15 protein-coding genes and 2 pseudogenes are annotated in these 17,896 nt (G+C 60.9%); 12 read left to right on the forward strand and 5 right to left on the reverse strand.

Going from position 1 to position 17,896, the window contains the following annotated elements; genetic code table 11:
* Position 1: 1 nt before the first annotated feature.
* Positions 2–2,080 (reverse strand): hydantoinase/oxoprolinase family protein, encoded by a 2,079-nt coding sequence (locus ASD99_RS05965; protein ID WP_057143009.1) that lies wholly within the window; start codon positions 2,078–2,080, stop codon positions 2–4.
* An 89-nt stretch (positions 2,081–2,169) separates the two neighbouring features.
* Positions 2,170–3,075 carry a LysR family transcriptional regulator gene (locus ASD99_RS05970; protein ID WP_057143010.1) on the reverse strand — a complete coding sequence of 302 codons (906 nt, stop codon included), beginning with the start codon at positions 3,073–3,075 and terminating at the stop codon, positions 2,170–2,172.
* A 103-nt stretch (positions 3,076–3,178) separates the two neighbouring features.
* Here ASD99_RS05970 and ASD99_RS05975 point away from each other — a divergent pair, with 103 nt between their 5' ends.
* The 4 genes from ASD99_RS05975 to ASD99_RS33135 all read left to right on the forward strand — a co-directional run bounded on the left by ASD99_RS05975 (position 3,179) and on the right by ASD99_RS33135 (position 7,314).
* A complete protein-coding gene (locus ASD99_RS05975) occupies positions 3,179–4,297 on the forward strand; it encodes an NAD(P)/FAD-dependent oxidoreductase (protein WP_057143011.1) in 1,119 nt (372 codons plus the stop codon).
* Between the two features lie 578 nt (positions 4,298–4,875).
* Positions 4,876–5,409 carry a sigma-70 family RNA polymerase sigma factor gene (locus ASD99_RS05980; protein WP_056582447.1) on the forward strand — a complete coding sequence of 178 codons (534 nt, stop codon included), beginning with the start codon at positions 4,876–4,878 and terminating at the stop codon, positions 5,407–5,409.
* A complete protein-coding gene (locus ASD99_RS05985; protein WP_057143012.1) occupies positions 5,396–6,181 on the forward strand; it encodes an anti-sigma factor family protein in 786 nt (261 codons plus the stop codon). The genes ASD99_RS05980 and ASD99_RS05985 overlap by 14 nt, the downstream gene beginning before the upstream one ends.
* Before the next feature lie 905 nt (positions 6,182–7,086).
* Positions 7,087–7,314, forward strand: coding sequence for a hypothetical protein (locus tag ASD99_RS33135; RefSeq protein ID WP_156388931.1), 228 nt, complete (start codon positions 7,087–7,089; stop codon positions 7,312–7,314).
* Positions 7,315–7,584: 270 nt separating this feature from the next.
* On the opposite strand, the pseudogene ASD99_RS05995 reads toward ASD99_RS33135, so the two are convergent.
* Positions 7,585–8,857, reverse strand: a pseudogene (locus ASD99_RS05995) (chloride channel protein).
* A 228-nt stretch (positions 8,858–9,085) separates the two neighbouring features.
* Between ASD99_RS05995 and ASD99_RS34565 the strand changes: the two are divergent.
* From ASD99_RS34565 to ASD99_RS31865, 6 genes are all read left to right on the forward strand, one after another.
* On the forward strand, positions 9,086–9,544 hold the full coding sequence (locus ASD99_RS34565; protein WP_244497630.1) for an FAD-dependent monooxygenase: 459 nt from the start codon (positions 9,086–9,088) through the stop codon (positions 9,542–9,544).
* Positions 9,541–9,918 carry a hypothetical protein gene (locus tag ASD99_RS34570; protein ID WP_244497632.1) on the forward strand — a complete coding sequence of 126 codons (378 nt, stop codon included), beginning with the start codon at positions 9,541–9,543 and terminating at the stop codon, positions 9,916–9,918. Before ASD99_RS34565 ends, ASD99_RS34570 begins: the two co-directional genes overlap by 4 nt.
* Positions 9,919–10,926: 1,008 nt before the next feature.
* Positions 10,927–11,415 carry an invasion associated locus B family protein gene (locus tag ASD99_RS06010; protein WP_156388932.1) on the forward strand — a complete coding sequence of 163 codons (489 nt, stop codon included), beginning with the start codon at positions 10,927–10,929 and terminating at the stop codon, positions 11,413–11,415.
* 822 nt (positions 11,416–12,237) lie between these two features.
* On the forward strand, positions 12,238–12,663 hold the full coding sequence (locus ASD99_RS06015) for a hypothetical protein (RefSeq protein WP_057143015.1): 426 nt from the start codon (positions 12,238–12,240) through the stop codon (positions 12,661–12,663).
* Positions 12,664–12,988: 325 nt separating this feature from the next.
* Positions 12,989–13,396, forward strand: a complete 408-nt coding sequence (locus tag ASD99_RS06020; RefSeq protein WP_244482736.1) for an SH3 domain-containing protein — start codon at positions 12,989–12,991, stop codon at positions 13,394–13,396.
* 533 nt (positions 13,397–13,929) lie between these two features.
* On the forward strand, positions 13,930–14,412 hold the full coding sequence (locus ASD99_RS31865; protein WP_244497634.1) for a hypothetical protein: 483 nt from the start codon (positions 13,930–13,932) through the stop codon (positions 14,410–14,412).
* A 79-nt stretch (positions 14,413–14,491) separates the two neighbouring features.
* Here ASD99_RS31865 and ASD99_RS06025 read toward each other — a convergent pair whose 3' ends face one another.
* Positions 14,492–14,962: a cupin domain-containing protein gene (locus ASD99_RS06025; protein WP_057143017.1), complete on the reverse strand. Its 471-nt coding sequence runs from the start codon at positions 14,960–14,962 to the stop codon at positions 14,492–14,494.
* A 114-nt stretch (positions 14,963–15,076) separates the two neighbouring features.
* On the opposite strand from ASD99_RS06025, the gene ASD99_RS06030 reads away from it, so the two are divergent.
* Positions 15,077–16,639, forward strand: coding sequence for a winged helix-turn-helix domain-containing protein (locus ASD99_RS06030; protein WP_244497637.1), 1,563 nt, complete (start codon positions 15,077–15,079; stop codon positions 16,637–16,639).
* Positions 16,640–16,960: 321 nt separating this feature from the next.
* On the opposite strand, the pseudogene ASD99_RS31870 reads toward ASD99_RS06030, so the two are convergent.
* A pseudogene (locus ASD99_RS31870) lies at positions 16,961–17,140 on the reverse strand (PDZ domain-containing protein); the annotation flags it as partial.
* Positions 17,141–17,423: 283 nt separating this feature from the next.
* Between ASD99_RS31870 and ASD99_RS06035 the strand changes: the two are divergent.
* Positions 17,424–17,858 (forward strand): EF-hand domain-containing protein, encoded by a 435-nt coding sequence (locus ASD99_RS06035; protein WP_056582453.1) that lies wholly within the window; start codon positions 17,424–17,426, stop codon positions 17,856–17,858.
* The last annotated feature ends 38 nt before the right edge of the window (positions 17,859–17,896 follow it).

Below are 17,896 nucleotides of genomic sequence, written 5' to 3' on the forward strand. Positions count from 1 at the left end.
ATCACTCCGGGAAGGTTAGCAAAAGGTTGAGATGGCGGTCGACGCTTGCTTGCGCGCCTGCGGGAATAGCAAAGGTGGTGTCTTCCTGTACGACCACAGCAGGCCCCTGGAACGTGCTGCCCGGAGCGAGGGTCTGCCGGTCGTGGAGGTCGATGGTCTCGACATTCACGCCCGTATAGACCGAGAGCCGGCGCGCCGGAATGGCCGGGGCGGCGATCACGTCGATCTCGGGGAAGGAGAGTTTCGGCCCCGCGCCTACGGCGGAGAGCCGGACATTCACAAGTTCGATCGTGCCATACGGGTCGTGGAAATCGTAGAGGCGTTGATGGGTGAGGTGGAAGGCGTCCGCGATGGCAGCAGCGTTGCCGTTCGCCAGCCATTCCGGCGAAAGGACGACCTCGATTTCATAGCTCTGCCCGATGTAGCGCATGTCGCACGATAGATTGAATTGCGCGGCCGCGTTGTGCCCCTGCGCCACCAGCCAATCGCGGCCCTCTTGCGCGAGGGTCTCGAACGCCTCGCGGATTGCGGGTAGCGATGTGCCCGATAACGGGCTGAACATGGTGCGAATGAAATCGCCGCGCAGATCCGCCACCAGCCCGCCAAGCGCCGACACCACGCCGGGGCGGCGGGGCGCCATGACGCGCTTCATCCCGAGTTCGCGGGCAAGAAAGGCGCCAAGCATCGGGCCGCCGCCGCCAAAGGGCATCAGCGTGAAATCGCGCAAGTCGACGCCGGCTCGCGAGGCCAGTTTCTCGACCTCGACGAACATCTCCGACACCGCGATGTCGAGGATCGCCTGCGCGGTCTGCTCGACCGGGCGGCCGAGCCGGGCGGCAAGCTCGCCGACCGCGCGCTGCGCCAGTCCGGTATCGATGCTGAGCTGGCCATAGGCCATCTCGCTGTGGCCGAGCCATCCGCACACCACCATGGCGTCCGTCACCGTCGCGCGTTCGCCACCACGGCCGTAGCATGCCGGTCCTGGCGTCGAGCCGGCCGACTCCGGCCCCACCCGCAGCACACCTTGCGCATCGACACTGGCGATCGAACCGCCGCCGACGCCGATCGAGCTCACCGAAACGGAGGGGATATGGAGCGGAAATTCGCCGATCAGTTCGCCGGTGCCGAACTGCGGCTTGCCGTCGATGATGAGCGCGAAGTCGGCCGAGGTGCCGCCGATGTCGAGGGTAAGGATCCTGTCTTCGCCTGCCTGACGCGCTAACCACGAGGCGCCGATGACGCCGGAAGCCGTTCCTGAAAGCAGCATGTTGACGCAGGCGTGTTTGCCTTCGGCAGCGTTCATCAGCCCGCCGTTCGATTTCGTCAGCATGGGGCGGGCCGGCACGCCTTGGCCCTTCAGCCGCTCTTCCAGCGCCGTCAGATAGCCAGAGACACGCGGATGGACATAGCCGTTGAGAATGGCGGTGGAGCTGCGCTCGTATTCGCGAATGACCGGCCACACCTCGGCCGAGCAAAAGACGAAGAGCTCGGGCGCAAGATGCGCTATCGCGGCCTTCACGGAGGCTTCCTGCACGGCATTGCGCCAGGAATGGAGGAAGGACACGATGATCCCTTGCGCTCCATTCGCTTTCGCCACTGCCACCGCCCTCTCCACCGCCGCCATGTCCGGCGCCCGGGATTCGCTGCCATCGGCACGCATGCGGACCGGAATGCCGAACACCATGTCGCGCGGGATCAACGGGTCCGGCCGCGAGCAGAACAGCGAATACATGTCCGGCATGCGAAGCCTTGCGAGTTCGATAACGTCCTCGAAGCCGGCATTGGTGAACAGGGCCAGCGGCGCGCCCTTGCGCTGGATGATCGTGTTGATGCCGACGGTCGTGCCGTGCACGAAGCGCGTCATATGGGCAGGGTCAAAACCTTCGCGCTCGGCCAGCAGGGTGAGACCGGTCATCAGTTCGGCGCCCGGATCTTCCGGCGTCGTCAGCACCTTTAGCGATGCGAGGCGTCCGGAATTCGCTTCGAGCGCGCAGAAATCGATGAATGTCCCACCGATATCGACGCCGACCTTCCAGTCGGCCTCGTTCTGCGCCTCATCTGCCGTGATGACACCATCCATGATGCGTCCCTTCCTGTGTGCCAAGCAAAACTGGCACGACCGGATGGTGCAGGTCCAAGACGTATGACGGGCAAGGATATAAGTCCTGCTTATGCTTTCGCGCGATGCTCATTCAGGACGGCGGCACAGGCCGCGCGGATCTCATCGCGCATCATCTCATCGGCGCGTGAAAGGGCCCGCGTCCGCGAGGTGAGAAGCGCGATCGGAAATTCCGGCCCTGCCGTCAGCGGCCTGACCGCAAGCCCGGCAAACTGATGCCAAGGCAACAGCGCGTCGACCAAGCCGATGCCCAGACCGGCCTGGACAAAACCAACCGCGGAGATGGATACGTCGATCTCGAGCGACGGCGAAAGCGCCACACCTTGCGCGCGGGCAGCGTGGGCCAGTTCGTCGGCGGGGCGGGTGTTGCCGCGATATGATATCAACTCCTCCCCGACGAGGTCGGCGAGCGTCAGTTCGGCTTTCTTTTGCAGCGCGTGCCCGGCGGGCAGCAGGCATGCGAAGCCGACGCTGCCGATCACCTCCGCCTCGATATCCGGAGGGAGCCGGTCGTCCATGGCCACGCCAAGGCTGGCGTCGCCCGCACGCAGCATGTCGACGATGGCGGCGATCGGCGCGCTATGAGCACGCAACATGATGTTGGGGTGCAGGGCCCGGAATTTGGTGAACGCATGCGGCAAGATAGCCATGGCTGGCGGTGGTGAGGCGGCGACCCGCACCAGCCCTGCCCGACCCAGGCGTAGATCGGTGGTCTTGCGGCGCAAGCCTTCAAGGCCCGCCGACAACCTCTCGGCATCGGGAAAGATCTCGAGCGCCTCCGGGGTCGGTCGCAACCGGCCTTTCACCCGCTCGAACAGGGTGAAGCCGAGTTCGTCCTCGGCGTGGAGTAGGATCTGGCTGAGCGCAGGCTGGGAAATGTTCAGCATCCGCGCCGCGGCAGTCACGGTGCCCGCTCGCATGACGGCGATGAACACTTCGAGCTGCCGGGCCCGCATTGCCACTCCATAGGTAAAGCTTATGGCTTCTGTCTAAACCCATCTTTGACGCAATACCGTGGCGCGGACAAGATTGGTCAAGGATTCAATGCAAGAGGGCGCCATGGATGTGATCGTGCTGGGCGGCGGGCTGATGGGAACGGCTTCGGCCTATTTCCTCGCCCGGCGTGGCGCGCGCGTGACATTGATCGAGCGCCACCGGATCGGCACTGGAGCAACGGTCGCCTCCTTCGGCAACATCCGACGCACGGGGCGTCATCTGTCCCAGCTTCCGCTGGCCCATCGCTCGCTCAGGCTGTGGGGCGAGACCGAAAAAATGCTTGGCCGTGACCTGGAATTCCGCGCTACCGGCCACATCCGGCTGATCTTCGATGAAGATAGCCTCGCCGACATGCGGGCATATGCCGAAGCTGCGCTGCCCTGGGGGCTTGAGCTGGAGGAGCTCGGCCCGCGCGAGATTCGCGCCCGTTTTCCCGGTCTCGGTCCTGATGCTGTTGCGGCGTCGTTCTCGCCGCACGATGGCAGCGGAAATCCGCGGCTGATCGCACCGGCCTTTGCCGAGGCGGCCCGCAAGCTCGGCGCGGAAATCATTGAGGGAGCTGAGGTCGATAAGATCACCTACACGGGCTCCAGCTTCCTTGTCGCCAGTCCAAAAGGTGCATTCGCCGCTGAGTTTCTGCTCAACACCGCCGGTGCCTGGGGCGCGCGCATCGCCGCGCAGTTCCGCGAAGAGGTCCCGCTCGACGCCCGCGGCCCGCAGATGGGCGTGACCGAGCCGCTGCCGCATCGGATCCTGCCGGTGGTCGGCATCTGGACGCGCGACAAGGACCATGGCGCCTATCTGCGTCAGGTCGAGCGCGGCAACATCGTCTTCGGCGGAGCGGCCGAACGAGCTGTGGTGGACCTCGATCCAGGTCACGCGGCCGCCGACCCCATGAACCTGCCAACGCAGTTGCGCGCCGTAGCGCGACTGCTGCCGGCGATCGCGCAGGCTACGGTCATCCGCACCTGGTCAGGCTGCGAGGGCTATGTCAGGGATATGCTGCCGGTCATGGGGCGCTCGGCGACGACGCCAGGCCTGTTCCACGCCTTCGGCTTCAGTGGACACGGCTTCCAGCTCGGTCCGGGCGTGGGCGACGCCATGGCCGAACTCATCACAACCGACCATTGCGAAACGCTGCTCTACGATTTCAGGGTCGATCGCTTCAGCCGCGCCGCCTGAAGGAGCAACTTCCGACATCCGCGCAACGATGGCTCCTTTGGCCGCCAAGGGCGGGATAGTCAGTCTCGCCGGCGCCTTCGAGTATGAGGATCTCAAGCGGGCGTTGCGCGCCAGGTCGGCAGAATCATGAACGCCGCCAGGATGAATACGCTATCTCCAGCACCAGCCTTCAAATCATCGAACCTTGACGAGCCCCGGCGTCGCCGCTCACGGGCATTCTGGAGCCTGCTACGGACGTGCATTCCGCACAAGTCAAAGAGATCGTCTTTCGCCCTTTGACGAAGACGAGCGCCCGACCGTCCCCATCGGCCAGCTACGGGGACCTGTAGCCCGACGCTCGATGGCGCAGGAATTGGGTTGCCTCGCCATAGTCAAATTACCATATGGGAATATTACAGCCCAGTCCCTTGCGCGCTTTCGGCACAATGAACCCGGCGGCTGCGGCCGATGGGAGTTTCCAGGACGTCAACCTCCACGCCGCCAAGCGCCGCTGGCTTAACGGTGGTAAGCGCCTTACGGCAGTCCAAAAAAAGCAAATTGGGTTGGAATAGTTTCCCGCTGGTCCCAGTATACGGCATATGAAGGCGAGCTTCGACGTCACTCCTCATCTGGAGGATCTCTGGCGGTACGGTCGGGTGCTCACGCACAACGACGCAGACGCCGATGATCTGGTGCAAGAAGCGCTTGCTCGCGCCCTGACACTGGCTCGCAGCTACGACGGCTCGCGTCCGCTTATGCCGTGGCTGATCACCATCGTCCGGAATACGTTTCTGACAAGTGCAGTCCGCGCGGAGGCCGAGAGGCGCCGTCTTGCAGCCTATGCTGAACAGTCCAACCCGCAGCTTCTACCATCGCAGGAGCATAGCGCCGAGCTCTCCAATGTGCGGAAGGCATTGGCGGAATTGCCGACCGAGCAGGCCGAAGTCCTCCATCTGGTCGGCGTCCTGGGTTTCACTTATTCCGATGCCGCTGACGTGCTCGGCGTACCGCATGGAACTGTCATGTCACGCCTGAGCCGCGCTCGGTCCGCATTGAAACGCAATATGGAAAAATTGACCGACAGCGCACCTGTGCGGTTGAAAATCGTAGGAGGCCGCCATGTGGCCAAGTGACCGTATTTCCGAAGAAGAGATCAACCGCTTTCTCGACGGCGAGCTGACCCAGCCCCAGAGATCTGACCTCCAGGCCCGTCTTGCTCTGGAGCCGGAGCTGGCGGCGGACGTGTTTGCGCAGGCACAGCGCATGGAAGCTTTGCGCGTCGCTCAACCGCAGCGGCTTTTCCCACCGCGTGCCAGCGTGGACAAGGCAAAGCGACTGGAAAGTGCATTTCGGCGGCGAAGGATATTTAGTGCACTCAAACTGCAAACGGCAGCCGCCTTGCTCGTTTTGGTGGGTTGGTCGGCCAACTCATTGACCCTGCCTCTCCGGCAGGGAGGCCAAACCACAGATGAGAATTTCATTCTCGCCGCGCGTGATGCCTTGCGTGTCGCTCAGCTGAATGCCGGCCCGGAAAAAGGCAGTGAACCAAAGCAGGACAAGATCGAACGACTGGTCGGCGCAATGAACATCAGCATGCCGGATCTTCCAGCGACATGGAGGGTGAAAGATGTTCAGGTGCAGCCCTGGAACGGGCGGCAGAGCCTTGTCGTGACGGCCGACACGCCGAGCGTTGGCCGGATCACACTGGTTGCGGTCGCGATGAGCGGCGAAGACGCTGTACCGCCTACTCCCGCTACGGATGGCCGCGTGCCGACCGTCTACTGGCAATCGGGTGGCACAGCCTACGCTCTGATGGGTCCTGCCGCGCCAGATCGGCTTGAGAAAGAAGCTAAGGAAATCGAAGTTGCTACGCGGAGGAACGTTGCTTCCAAGAGAAGGGGCTGATGACCAAAACCACAAGCACTAGCCAGAGGAAGGTGAAGCTGCATGTCTGCTGAGCAAATTCAGAAACATTTCGTAAAATTTCTTGGTGCAGATGTGGGGGTATCGTTCAGTGATCCTGCGGATCCACGTGAGGTGGTTCTATACCGGCCAGACAGACTTTCTGAGACATTTGTGACGTGGGCGTTCGAAGAGCTCGAAAAGACCGCACCAAATATCGCAAGGAAGATTGACCGAGTGCTCGTATCCTATGAAAGTCGGCTTGGCCGCACTCAGCGTGGCGTGAATATGTCCTCAAGTAACAGGGCGCGTCACCCCCTAGATCCCGAGCCGCCTTCAAGGCCTGAAGCTTCGGGACAAGCAGCATGATACGGCTTCCGACGCCGACAACAGAAGCAATGCGGTACTACCCGTCGACGTGCCCAGTTTGCGCAGGAACTGCACTCGCAGCCGATATCATCCTGCGGAAAGTCGAATTCCAGTGCGCTCATTGCGGCGGATACGAGATCACCGTCGCTGCGCGATTGGCAATGAAAGGCATGTCGCAGGATCATTGCGAGGCGTGGCTTTCGCAGGCCCGGCAACAAACTTCCGATACTCGGGGAATTGCGCTCATAGCTTGTGCGAATGAAGATCTGACCGGCGGTGAATAATTGCAGTTTGGGAGATCAGCACCGAGTTCGTGTGAGTGTCCATGACAACACGAACGTCACGGTCTTCGACGAAAGGCGCGCAAGAATGATGCTGTTCGAGGACGCGCACCCGCGGGCGTTTCCTCGCGGCCCGGCATTTCCGGCGGGGTTGGTGCCGGGCCGATCTGCCCTGTTATTCAGAGCATTTGCGGAGCGATCCACGGCAAGGGAACGGGGCGGCGCAGGGGCGCTGGAACCAGCTGAAAGGGCATTCATGTGACGGATGGGGCTTCCGGGGGCGAGCGCAAAAATGCACGGCTTGCTGATCTGCGCGCAGCGACAATGCTACGCGAGACCGCCTATTTGTCGTTCGATGTGGCGACCGAAAATGCACTTTTAGCAATAGCCACCGAGATGAACATGAGCCGCCTGGATGTCATTCGGATGGCTTTGAGTGATTGGCTGGAATCTCGCAACGAGTCCCGTATGGCCGCGAATGAATAGCTGCGCTGGCGATCCCGCCCTGGTATTGTTTGCAGCGAACAGCCGTATGAGTAGCATGATTGGAATGGAAAAGGACTGGCTGAAAATCACCCTTTGGGTAATGCTGGCTACCTCAGTCTCGAATTGCATCTGCCCCCGGTTTTTTGCGCCGCCGAGGCCTGCATGGCGGGCCAAATGGATATGACCCTTCGGTAGCTTCCCGGCCATAGAGCAGGATCGACAAACTGCGAATTCCATCAAGTCGGCCAGCCAGATCGGTCGCTGCAGCTCCTACGCCTTGACGCCTTCAGTAGATTCCGCCCGCCGCCGCCGGATCGCCTCGGCGATGAAGACGCGCGACAGCGCGTGATAGAGCGGCTCATGCGAGATCAAGCGCGCCGTGCCGTAGCCCAGCATCGAGGCCAGCATCAGCGCGATGACATTGTCGTGATTGCCGGTCATCTCCAGGATGATGACGAAGGCTGTCATCGGCGCCTGCACCACGCCAGCGAAATAGCCGGCCATCCCGAGCAGCGCCGCCGCCCCTGTGCTGGCGCCAAAGAGGAGGCCAAGCGAACTGCCGATGCCGGCGCCGACCGCCAGCGAGGGCGCAAAAATGCCGCCCGGAATGCCAGAGATCATCGACAAGAGACCTGCCGGCAATTTCTCGGCGAAGAAGAACAATGGAAGCGGCGAGCCTTCTACCGCGCTACGCGCCTGAGCATAACCGGTGCCGAACGTGAGCCCCACCTGAAAGGATGCCGATTATCGCCACCGCCAGCCCACAAATGGCGGCCACCAGCAAGGTACGCCACAAGGGCTGCAGCGCGTTCCAGCGCCGGATTCGCCGCGTCGCCTTTAACGCCAACAGCGAGAACAGCGCGCCCAAACCGCCGCCAATGACGCCGCAGGCAAGCACCAGCGGCCAGGCGGCAGCGAGTGAGATCGTTTCCTTGGCAACGCCGAAATAAGTGTAGTTGCCGAGCAGCCCGAGCGACGCGATGCCTGCCAAAATCACCGCCGTTAGCACCAGCCCGTTGGTGCGCGCCTCGTAGGTGCGGCCCATCTCCTCGATGGCGAAGACGATGCCGGCGAGCGGCGTGTTGAAGGCGGCGGCGATGCCGGCAGCCGAACCGGCCAGGATCAGGCCGCGCGCCTGCGCCATGCCGCCCCAGCGCGCCACCTGCAGCATCAGCGACGCGCCCACCTGCACGGTTGGCCCTTCGCGGCCGATCGAGGCACCGCTGAACAGGCCGACGATGGTGAGTGCGATCTTGCCGACGACCAGTCGCAGCGAAAGGATGTGGCTGCGGTCTTCGTCATCGCGCAAGTGTCGTGCAGCGATCGCCTGTGGAATGCCGCTGCCCTGCGAGCCAGGAAAGAAGACGTAGGCAAGCCAGGCGCACAGGATGAAACCGAGTGGTGTCATGGCGAGCGGCAGGTAGCTGCGCGCGCCGCCACTGTCGCCAGTGATTTGATGGAACAGTGCCTGCGCTTGGTCCGCCAGAACAGCGAACAGCACGCTGATCAGGCCGATGGCAATGGCGCCGGCCCAGAACACCAGACGCGGCTGCCAAACGCGGCGCGAATCCTACATCGCGCGCGAACGGCGGACCATTCGGGACTTTGTAATCTGTCGGGTCACGGAAGGCTGTCCTGTTAGGCAAGGAGCACTACTAACACGAACCCCTGGCGAAACGACAACATCTCCGGCGGGGGCCGGGCGAAGAATGCGAGCTTAGCCTCGACTGACCTTTCTTTCCATGATGACCACTTCCGCTAACTCTTCAATATGACCGACCGAACAGTGTTGATTTCCGGCGGCGGGATTGCCGGGCCTGCTCTTGCCTTTTGGCTCAAAGAAGCCGGATTCAAACCAACCCTGGTCGAACGGGCGCCTCGATTGCGCACCGGAGGGTATGTCATTGACTTTTGGGGCCTTGGCTACGGTATCGCCGAGCGGATGGGGCTTGAGGCAGACATAAACCGCGTAGGCTATCATGTGCGCGAAGTGCGCATTGTCAACGATCGCGGAAAGCGCGTCGCAGGTTTTGGCACAGACGTTTTTGCCGAGTTGACCGGCGGGCGCTTTGTGACGCTCGGACGCGGCGACCTCTCGCAGCTGCTGTTCGAAAAGATCAAAAATACGACTGAAATCATCTTCGACGACGAGATCGTCGGACTTCAAGAGCAGTCAGCTGGCGTGCGCGTTCAATTCAAACTGGAAGCGAGCGCGCATTTGATCTGGTGATCGGCGCGGACGGTTTGCATTCCGGCGTTCGTTGGCTGGCCTTCGGACCACAGCACGAGTTCGACAAGAAACTCGGCTACGCAGTTGAGCTCTATTTCGACAGCGTCAGTCAGATCAGGATGAACAGTTGGTCGCAAGGGCGCATTGCCCTGACCGGCGATGCCGCGTTTTGCCTGTCCTTGTTAGCAGGACAAGGTTCAGCCTTGGCCATGATTTCCGCCTATGTGCTGGCAGGCGAACCCTTCAGAGCCGACGGCGGCATGGGGAGGAAGGTTTCTTGCGAGATTACATCCATACAAAGCAGCAAGGCGCCGAGCGATTTGCCACAGCCTTTGCACCAAGGACGCGACTTGGCCTGCTGTTGCGCAACCTAGTGATAAGGACATTCGAAATCCCCGGGGTGGCACGTCTGGCGATCGGGAGGGAAATTACCGACACCCTGCAGCTACCCGACTATCGCTGGCCAACCCCGATGAATTGACGGTCGCGAGGTCAGAATCTCGAAAGCAACGCCTCCTCTTCAGTATAGTCCCAAAACGCTCCTCCCGCATGGCGCGCAACAGCCACTCGCGCCAGCTTCCCGAAAAAATGCCCGTCAGGCTGGAATAGTTTCCCGCCACGCTCGGTATATGCCGCATGAGAGTGAACTTCGACGTGGCGCATCAAACCAACGGAGCCATCGTCCGATGCTGGGAGCGGCAGCGCCATCTTGGGAGCGCAGCGCGGGTGCTGATGATTTGCGACTACGTCAGCGCTTGCGATCGGGAGGAGCGCGCTCTCATCTGGCCCAGCGGTTACCCCCTGTCCGTAACCGCTGGGCCGTTCCGACTGGCCCCGTTCAACCCAAGCGATTGTTTCCTGCGGCGTGATCAGCGCAGTGAGCACACGCCACGCGCTGATTATAGGTGTTTTGGACTGCACACGAGGCAAACACTGATGCGGAAGTTGGAAGAATATGAGGAGATTGCGCTAATAGGCTACCCATACGACGGAGACTACATAGCTGTGGTGGATGGCATGGGGGACCGTGCTCGATTGCTCGGAGGGGCGTTGTGTGGACTTGATGGCGCGACGCTGACGCACCAAGCGGCGGCTTTGCCAAGATACTATCCGCAGGCATCCCATCTCGTTATCGCCACGATAAAGGGGGACCGGCTTGTTGCGATCCGGGATTATTAAAACGCAAAGGACGGGCTTCTACGATGGAGCAACAACGTCCAACGCCCCGACAAGGCGATCTGTTTGATGAAGCCGAGACACGGCCCGAGTTGACGACAATTACGAATTTCTGATGACCGCATTGAGAACCCGGCGACCAAATCTTGTTGGTTCGGAAAGCCATGTTGGCCAATGCTATGGCGCTACAGAGCAGGAAGGAAACGATGACCATCAAAGCAGTTGGTGTGACCGTCGCATCTTTGGCACTTTCCTTTACCTGGGCGCAGGCCGCCCCCACACTCCTCTCTCAGCACGGCGCCTGGGGCGTCTATTCATATCGCTCTGACACCACAAGGTGCTATGTCTTGAGTGTCCCCGTCTCCAAACTGCCCACAGATGTCGATCATGGCGAGAATTTTGTCATGGTCTCGCAGGCGCCAGACGACGAGCAACCCGAAGCCATCATGGGGTATCGGCTTAAACCAGGTTCGGACATCGATGTGGTGATTGCAGACCAGCGCTTCTCAATGTTTACCCAAGACAACAAGGCTTGGCTGCAGAACGCCGATGAGGATCGATCAATGGTTGATGCCATGCGGGCCGGCAGCAGAATGAAACTGTTCGCCACGTCCTGGAGAGGTACACACACCCAGTATGCCTATTCCCTAGTCGGACTTACCGCCGCCTTGAAGGCGAGCAAGACTTGCAAATAGAATGCTCAAACAAAAAGACCCTACACTGGACGAAGCGACAAACGCTCGCGCCTGAATTGTCGGCGGCACACCCATCCGATCGGATTATCGCGAGCGGCTGTCGTGCGGCAGCTCCTGCAACAAGGAAGCGCTGGCTGCGTTCTCCACATGGAGAAGCGCCAGTTGGATGGTTAGACGGCGCCCAAAAAACATGAGAGAGTTCGTCAACACCGCTATCATCATCGTATTGATAGCGATCGCTGTCGTCCTCCTTTTGCTGGCGCCAAAAGGCTTTCAGTTCGGTCCGCCGGATCCGATTGTCAGCTCGAGTGTTTCTGGCTTACCGCGAAGAGAGCCAGCACCTTTGTGCGCGCACCTTTGGCTCGAAGTGTTGCGTGAGGTAGTCCGGTCGCCGGTAGCTTTGCCGTGCCAACTTATTCGTCCCAAACCAAGCGAGGTTCCCAAATTCTCGCGGCGCCAATTTTCTCAGTCCGGCGCTTGCCGAAAAAAATGCTATCGGGCTGGAATAGTTTCTGATCCGTCTCGGTATATTGCTTATGAAGGTGAAGCTCGACGCCACTCCTCGTTGGAAGGTTTCCTTATGGCGGGGTGCCTACACGCTATGACTCCGACACTGGCGACTTGGTGCAAGAGGCCCCTTGTGTTCACCTTGCCCTCACGCACGCCTGTGACATCTCCGGCCCATTGCTCCCTTGGCTGATTGCCGCTGAGCGGAACCTATTAGTAAAGAGTGTCGCCTGTACCACGGATGGAAATCTTCGCTTCGGAAATAATGCCGAGCTGCGTTGAAATCTGAACTAGTCGTAGCGGAAAGGAAGTAGAATGGAAGACAATCAAAGCTTGTCCCAACGCTGGGACAACTATCAGCCGTCCAAGACACTCTGGTTCTGGTCGCTGGTCGGCGCCGCAGTATTGACCATGATCGTCGGCTTCACAGCCGGTGGCTGGACGACCGGGGGGACTGCGACGCAAATGGCGCAAACCTCCGCACGAGACGCGCGGGCCGAACTGGTCGCAAATCTGTGTGTCGAAAAGTTTATCAGCGCAGCCGATGCGAGCCAGAATTTGGCGAAACTGAAGGAAACATCGCCCTACCAGCGCGATAGCTTCGTCACCGATGGAGGCTGGACCAATCTTGCCGGCATGAAAAACAAAGCGCCCGGCGCGGCAGATCTGTGCGCAGATAAACTGGCGGCGATGGATGCGATCCCCGCGCGCACCGTTTCGCCGGCCCAAACCAGCGGCTGAGGAAAGGTCGATATTTCGTCAGCGAGGGCTGCATATCGGGACGGATAGTCACACAGCACTTGCAGATCGAGGCGAGGTGGTTCTTGGTGGTGCGTGCTTCGATACAGCAGGGTCGGCCCCGCTTGATGGCGACCGGTCACGCCTTTCCCGAATTTGCCGGCGGGGAAGTGTCTGAGTCGAAGCGGTTTCCATTTCTTAAAACCGCGGTGAAGTCTTGCATCGTTTGTCTATCGTGGGCGCGCTCGTTCGGTCAGTTCTCGCCGCAGCTCTGCTGGCCGCCTCTGCAACGACGACGGGATCGCGAGCCGAGACCAGCAGGATCCCTTTGCCGCGCTTCGTCTCGTTAAAGGTTTCACCCGCCAATCTACGCATTGGACCTGGTGTCGACTACAGCGTTGAATGGGTCTTCATGCGGCCGGGCATTCCACTTGAGATCTACCAGCAATACGGCAACTGGCGCCGGGTAAGAGATTGGACCGGAACCAACGGATGGATTGATGTGGCGCTTCTGTCGGCGCGCAGAACCGCAGTCGTCGCTCCGTGGAGCAAAGGCAACGTTGCACTGCGCAAGAAGCCTACACTGGATAGCCCTGTCACTTCCTGGCTCGAACCTGACGTTGGAGTCAAACTCAGGCGATGCGACGGACAATGGTGCAGAGTGGCGCTGAAGTCGATGTCCGGCTTCGTCAAACAGATCGACTTGTGGGGGGCTTATCCCGGCGAAGTTCTGTGAACAACAAGGTTTGGAGAAAAAAGCGTTGACGGGCACTCGAGCGCTGTCCGTTACCCCTTTTGACGCAGTCTTGGGAGTATTCACTTGGGCGAGTACGTAGCCTGTCCCTCACCGCTCTGACCTTCCCTGACATTAGTCCGGTCATCGTGCAGATAGGGCCACTTGCAGTCCATTGGTATACTACCCGTTTTGGGGCGCGAGTTGGGCAATTCCGACACGGTGGCCCGCAATCACGAAATTGTTCCTTTTGGCAATAATGCGTGATTTCTCATTGCCATTGTTGATTGACGCCAACTTGCCGTCGCCAAACGGAGGGCCCGATCCGGAGTATCTTCGTACACCGCATATTGAGCCAGCAATCTCTGCTATGCGCTTGGCAGATCGACGTCTCGTGCGCTTAACCGCATTGGAGAGCCCCGCGTGTCGGAAGCATGGAGACGTCGCCTTCTACGTCACGACCTCAGCCCATTGGACCTTATCTTGCCACAATCGGACAATGCGATAGATCAAGCGTCAACGATGGATTCAATAAATTGAAGATCACCGTAATCCCTGCAGCCGTGGCGCTCGTCGGTATGACGGCGCAGGCGTGGGCGGATACAGCATGTATGGCCCCAGCGGGACGGTTTGAGCTCGGGCAGTATGCCTGCTTGAGAGTCGGCGAGACGAGCCACCTGGCCCGCTGTGAAGTGAGCCTCAATATCTTGTCCTGGAAAGAGGTGCTTGATCATTGTCCGGGCGGCCCGGCACCAGGACCCGCTCTGGCTACATCTGTCTGCCGGGCCAACGACCAGTTCTTCCCGCCCAGCGGCTTCGCCTGTCTCATCGTAGACGGCAGCACGCACCTGGCGCGCTGCGACACCGTGCTCAACAATCCATCATGGACAAAGGTGCAGGAAGGCTGCCCCGGCGCGCCGCAACCTCATGTCATTCCAGATCCCCAGGTCCATCCATGGCTCGAGCATCCGTTGTCAGGTCCTCGCCGCCTTATTGAACGCCTGCGAGACGCGCTTTAGACCTCGCCGCTGCTCACTGGAAGTTTTCTACTTAACCCGTTTTAAGCTAGGTCTGCCAGAGGTTCTGCTTTGCTGGTCATTAGTCCTCGGAGGTGGTCTGGAGCGCCGAGATTTGCTCGGTATCATAGCGATGGCGAAGGTCTCCGACCGCCTTCGGGTCCGGTGGCCCAGATCGCGAGACCATCTCGGCAAGCTCCTCGAAATAGTGCTCGTGCCCAGGGGGCGAGACGGTCATGATCACCCGTGCCGGCCTGTCGGTCGTATTGGCGATGTTGTGCGGCACGCCCGGCGGGATGAACACGAACGTGCCGGAGGTGGCTTTGACGGTTTCATCGCCGATATGCCATTCGCACTCACCTTCGACAACATAGAAGGTTTCCTCCTGCACGCGGTGCACGTGCCGGCCGGTGGAGAACCGTGCGGGTATCGTCCAGTCGAACATGCTCGTGTATCTGGTGTGCCTACCGGTCACGAGGAAGGCCATAGGCTGGCCGGCGAGCGTAACGCCCGTAACGTCATTTGGCCGCCTGATCACTGCATTTGCGGGCATGGCGAAACTCCCTGTTTGCTGCAAGCTCCCTCATCGAGGAGCCGCCGATAGGGTGCATCGTGCCAGCTCGACATGTCGTGAAGGGCCTGCGAAAATGTTGCGAAACGTTTCCGAATGACAGTTGTTCGATCCATGTCAGCGATTTACGAATTCGGCCCGTTCCACCTCGACACCAGCCTCGGGATCTTGTTGCGTGGATCAGAGCCCACTGGAATCGGACATCGTGCGGCCGCCTTGCTTCAGTTGCTACTTGATCGGGCCACGCAACCGGTTGCCAAGGAGTTGCTGTTCCAGACCGCTTGGCCGGGACTCGCTGTCGAAGACAGCAACCTGACGGTCCAAATCGCCGCCATTCGCAAAGTCCTGGAAGAAGTGGGCGGTGCAGGGTGGATCGAGACTTTGCCACGCCGGGGCTACAGGTACGTCGGCCCGCCGGTCGTAACCCGCCACCCTGACGTTGGCACCACAGAGGCTCCATCTCTGGAGCTGCCGCTCAAACCATCCGTCGTCGTGCTTCCCTTTGCCAACCTGGGTGACGAACCCGAGCAAGCCTATTTTACCGACGGCATGGTCGACGACATCATCACTGGCTTGTCGCGCGTCAAATGGATGTTCGTGATCGGGCGCGGCACGACCTTCTTCTACAAAGGCCGCATGGTTGCCCCGCGACAGGTGGGCCAGGAACTCGGCGTGAGATACGTGCTGGAAGGGAGCGTGCGCAAGATCGCCGATCACGTTCGCATCAACTGCCAGCTTGTCGACGCAACGAGCGGTGCGCAGGTCTGGTCGGAGCGGTACGATCGCAAGCTAGATGATGTGTTCGCTCTGCAGGACGAGATCGCCTCGTCGGTCGTGGCCGCGATGGAGCCGGGGCTTCAGCGCGCGGAGATCGAGCGCGTCAGGCGCAAACGGCCGGATAGCCTCGACGCCTACGAGCTCGTCCTCAAGGCGCAACCTGACGTCGACTCAGGTATGCCGCAGCAGGTCACACGCGCACTCGTATGCCTTGAGCGGTCGTTAATTCTGCTGCCGACTTACGCTTTGGCACACGCGAACGCCGCCATGTGCCACCATTGCCTCTTCCTGCGCGTCGGCCTTAAGGAAGAAAACCGGGCAGCCTCGTTGCGTCACGCCGATGCCGCCATGACATTTGGCCAGGACGATGCTCGAGCTTTGACGCTTGCGGGCTTCTCCCTTGGCATGGACGGCCACGATCGCCCGGGCGCGTTCGCTGCCTTCGAGGCAGCACTGGCATTGAGCCCCTCGTGCGCGCTCACTTACATTCTCGGGAGTGTGGTGGCGGGTTGGGCGGGTGACGCTGAGCGCGCGATCGATTGGAGCGAGCGAGGCATCCGCCTCAGCCCATTCGATCCGTGGGCCTTTGCAGCCTACGACGCTCAGGCACTTGGCCATTTTCGTGGTGGTCGCTACCAAGATGCGGCCGATGCAGCCCACAAATCCATCCGGGCCAATCCCGCCCACAGCATCACCTACGTGCAGTTGGCAGCGGCGCTTGCCAAGCTTGGGCGCCTGCCAGAGGCTAAGGCGACCGCGGCACGGGTTCTCGAATTGCACCCCACGTTCCGTTACAGTCGGCAATTCTCCGGTGTCGACTGTGCGCCGGCTCTGGCGGTCTCTATGGCTGAGGCACTTAGCGCTGCCGGGCTACCGGAGTAGGACTGCCCATTCGGGCTTTTCGTCCCGAATGCCGCTCAGCGATCGCACGAATCACCGAATTGGCACGGATATCAGGCAAACCGCACTCGATCTATGAATAGGTCCTTAGGTGGCCGCCTCGGATTGGAACCGGGTGTGTGGGCGGAAAACCTGTGCGGCAGCGGGACGATGGGAGGCCCGCTGCCGCCGGGGGAGAGCACGATGACTGACTAACGCGCGCTCCTCCATGCTTTCCCGTGCGTCGGCTCGGGGGTGTTTGAAACTGCCGCACTGGAAAAGTCGAACGGCTTCCGAAACCGAACTCGGGTTCCGGAACTCTCATCAGCCCTTGGCGACGGGCAGCGCGACGAAACGATTGGTGTCGTCGCGGGTGATCTGCATCAGCACTGCCATGCGGCCGGATTTGACTGCATCGGTCATCGCCTTGGTGACGTCGTCGGTGCCGTTCACTTCGGTCGAATTGACAGCGGTGATGACATCGCCCGGCTGGATGCCACGATCGGGGCGGAAAAAGCCATGACGAACTTGTTCATGCTGATCTCCGCATTGCGTCGGACAGCCCGCCGCGGACCGTCCTTGCAGAGCCTTTTACGCAGCGCCTCCCGTGCCCCTACGCGGCGCGGGGTGACTTTTTTCAAGGTGCTGCCGGCGCAACGGCCGATCCCGCCGCGACAGAGATTGGCAGGTCCGGCAAAGAATCCTCCGCGTCGAGCGTAGGGTTCGGCCGCGTGCTGCGTATCGGTCAGCAGTCGCCCCCGCAACCCGACACGAAAGGACCACCATCATGAAACGCTCAGCACTCATTGCGGCCCTGCTTATCGGACTCGCACCGCTCTGCGCGGCGCAGGCACAGGACATGCCGGGCCAGCGCATCCTGCAACGGATCGACACCAACGGCGACGGCGCCATCTCCAAGGACGAGATGACGGCCGCCCGCGAGCGCCTATTCAGGAAGCTCGACCGCAATGGCGATGGCGTCGTCGACAAGAGGGAAATCGAGAGCGCCCGCCAGGCGATCAAGGACCGCGCCGAGGTGGCGCAGGCGCGAGTCGGCAACCGCTGGCGGCGCCTGGACAAGAATGGCGACGGCAAGGTCTCGGAACAGGAGTTCGCCGGCAGCATGCCGCTGTTCGAGTTGGCCGACCGAAACGGCGACGGCAAACTCTCTGCTGACGAGATCGCCTCCATCCGCAAGCTGATCGCCGAGCGTGCGAACTGATCTTCAATACCGATCGATCTTCCATCGGCCTCACCAAG

Source organism: Mesorhizobium sp. Root695 (genome assembly GCF_001428185.1).
In the GTDB taxonomy this organism is placed as follows: Bacteria; Pseudomonadota; Alphaproteobacteria; order Rhizobiales; family Rhizobiaceae; genus Mesorhizobium.